Source organism: Arenimonas malthae CC-JY-1 (assembly GCF_000747075.1).
GTDB lineage: Bacteria > Pseudomonadota > Gammaproteobacteria > Xanthomonadales > Xanthomonadaceae > Arenimonas > Arenimonas malthae.
This window is the reverse complement of sequence record NZ_AVCH01000086.1, coordinates 1-2,643: the sequence shown is the minus strand read 5'-3', so window position 1 is coordinate 2,643 and position 2,643 is coordinate 1. Positions and strand designations below refer to the sequence as shown.

Sequence of the window (2,643 nt, the reverse complement as noted above, 5' to 3'; positions counted from 1 at the left end):
TGCGGATTTCGGAGCACCGTGACCGGCCGTTTCGGTTGATCGTGACCGCTCATTTCGCTAACGCGTGACCGCTCATTTCGGTAGCAACGTGACCGATTCTCCGCCTGTTCCGAAACAGGTGGTCACGGCTTACCGAAATCGCCGGTCACGACTTAGCGAAAGCCTTCCCCTTCGTTGCGCATGACCTGATGCGCCGCCATCCTCGACCGATTTCGGGAGAGGAAGATGGCGGCGCCGCGAGTAGCCATGCGAAACATCAAAGAATGTCTGCGCCTCAAGTTTGAGGCCGGCTTGTCCCACGAGAAGATTGCCCGTGCCTTGCAGCTGTCCAAGGGCGTGGTTAGCAAGTACATCGCGGCGGCGCGGGTGGCCGGGCTGGACTGGCCGGCGCTGGTGGCCATGGACGAGGCCGCGCTGGCGGCCGCCTTGTTTGCACCGACGTCGACGAACAAGCCGCGCGGTGAGCGAGTGCTGCCCGATGTGCTGAGCATCCACCGCGAGTTGCGACGCAAGGGCGTGACCTTGCAGCTGCTGTGGGAGGAATATCTCGCCGCGCATGCGGGCCAGCCGACCTACCGCTACACCCAGTTCGTCGAGCACTACCGGCGCTACGCCCAGACGCTCAAACGTTCGATGCGTCAGCTGCACCGTGCGGGCGAGAAGCTATTCATCGACTATGCCGGGCCGACGCTGCCGGTGGTCGACCCGGCCACCGGCGAAGTGCGCCGGGCGCACATCTTCGTCGCCGCCCTGGGCGCCTCGAATTACACCTATGCCTGCGCGACGCCAGGCGAAACCCAGGTGGACTGGCTGACCTCGCTGGGCCAGGCTCTGACCTACTTTGGCGGCGTGCCGGAAATGGTTGTGCCGGACAATCCGCGCGCCCTGGTCGCCCAGCCGGATCGCTACGAGCCGGGCCTGAACCGGGCCACGCTGGAGTGCGCGCGTCATTACCAGACGGTGATCCTGCCGGCACGGCCACGCAAGCCTCAGGACAAGGCCAAGGCCGAGGTGGCGGTGCAGGTGGTCGAGCGCTGGATCATGGCGCGGCTGCGCCATCGGCAGTTCTTCAGCCTGCATGCGCTTAACCAGGCCATCGCCGAGCTGCTGGAGGATCTGAATCGGCGCCCGTTCAAGCGGCTCGATGGCTGCCGGCGCGACTGGTTCGAGCGTCTGGATCGCCCGGCCTTGCGAGCGCTGCCGGTGCATCCCTACGAGGTCGCCACCTTCAAGCGCTGCAAGGTCAGCATCGACTACCACATCGAGGTCAATGGCAGCTTCTACAGCGTGCCCTCCGCCCTGGCCCGGCAGAACGTGGACGTGCGACTGACGGCACACACCCTGGAAGTGCTGCATGGCAACCGGCGGGTGGCCAGCCACCTGCTGCTGGGGCGACGCGGCGCTTACAGTACCCAGCGCGAACACATGCCCGCAGCGCACCAGGCGCATCGTGAGTGGACGCCGCAACGCCTGCTCGACTGGGGCGAGCGGATCGGCCCCTACACGCGCCAACTGATCGATCACCAACTGACCCACAAGCCGCACCCGGAGATGGGCTACCGCGCCTGCCTCGGCCTGCTCTCGCTGGCCCGGCGCTATGGCAATGCACGCCTGGAAGCCGCTGCCGAACGTGCCGTACACCTGCGCGCCTTCACCGGGCGCAGCGTGCGCAACCTGCTCCAGCAAGGCCTGGATCAACAGCCGCTGCCCCAGCGTGCCGCCGAAACGACCTTACCCGGCGACCACGAGAACGTCCGTGGCGCCGACTACTACCAACCCCCGCAACAGGAGCTGTTCGATGATGCCGCAACACACCCTGAATCAACTGCACCAGCTACGCCTGGACGGCATGGCCCGCGCCCTGGAAGAGCAATGGACGCTGCCGGCCAGCCACAGCCTGAGCTTCGATGAACGCCTCGGCCTACTGCTCGACCGCGAACTGGCCTGGCGTGACAACCAGCGCCTGGTACGGCTGCGCAAGAAGGCCAAGCTCAAGTACGCCAACGCCTGCCTGGAAGATCTCGACCGCCGCTCCGGACGCGCCCTGGACGAGCGTCTGATCGCCACCCTGGCCAGTGGCGACTGGATCCGCCAGCAGCACAACCTGCTGCTGACCGGCCCGACCGGTGCCGGCAAAACCTGGCTGGCCTGCGCCCTGGGCAACCAGGCCTGCCGCCAGGGCTATAGCACCCTGTACCTGCGCACCCCGCGCCTGCTGGAACAACTGCGCATCGCTCATGGCGACGGCAGCTTCGGCCGTACCCTGCAACAGCTGGCAAAGGTCGACGTCCTGGTGCTGGACGACTGGGCGCTAGCCCCGCTGGAGGAAGGAGCCCGGCATGACCTGCTGGAGGTGATCGACGACCGCGCTGGCAGCCGCTCCACCATCCTGACGAGCCAACTGCCCATCGAGCACTGGCACGGCTGGATCAACGACCCGACCCTGGCCGATGCCATCCTCGACCGCCTGGTGCACAACGCCTACCGACTGACGATGAAAGGCGAGTCGCTGCGCCGAAAAAAAGCCGAGGAACAAGCCGCATCGTGACCGATGCGATTACAATCCAGAACCCGCGCAACCGGGGTGGAAGCACCGGTCACGTATTAGCGAAACGCTCGGTCACGTTCACCGAAATCCGCACA

The 2,643-nt window shown here is 65.9% G+C and carries 2 protein-coding genes; both read left to right on the top strand.

From position 1 onward, the window contains the following. Window positions 1-225: 225 nt before the first annotated feature. Window positions 226-1,911: an IS21 family transposase gene (gene istA / locus N790_RS04845; protein WP_024360721.1), complete on the top strand. Its 1,686-nt coding sequence runs from the start codon at window positions 226-228 to the stop codon at window positions 1,909-1,911. Next, window positions 1,799-2,548 carry an IS21-like element IS1474 family helper ATPase IstB gene (gene istB, locus N790_RS04840; protein ID WP_003460139.1) on the top strand — a complete coding sequence of 250 codons (750 nt, stop codon included), beginning with the start codon at window positions 1,799-1,801 and terminating at the stop codon, window positions 2,546-2,548. Before istA ends, istB begins: the two co-directional genes overlap by 113 nt. Window positions 2,549-2,643: the final 95 nt, after the last annotated feature.

Coding starts and splice junctions, on each gene's coding strand:
- istB (WP_003460139.1), top strand. CDS start 1,799: ATGATGCCGCAACACACCCTGAATCAACTGCACCAGCTACGCCTGGAC.
- istA (WP_024360721.1), top strand. CDS start 226: ATGGCGGCGCCGCGAGTAGCCATGCGAAACATCAAAGAATGTCTGCGC.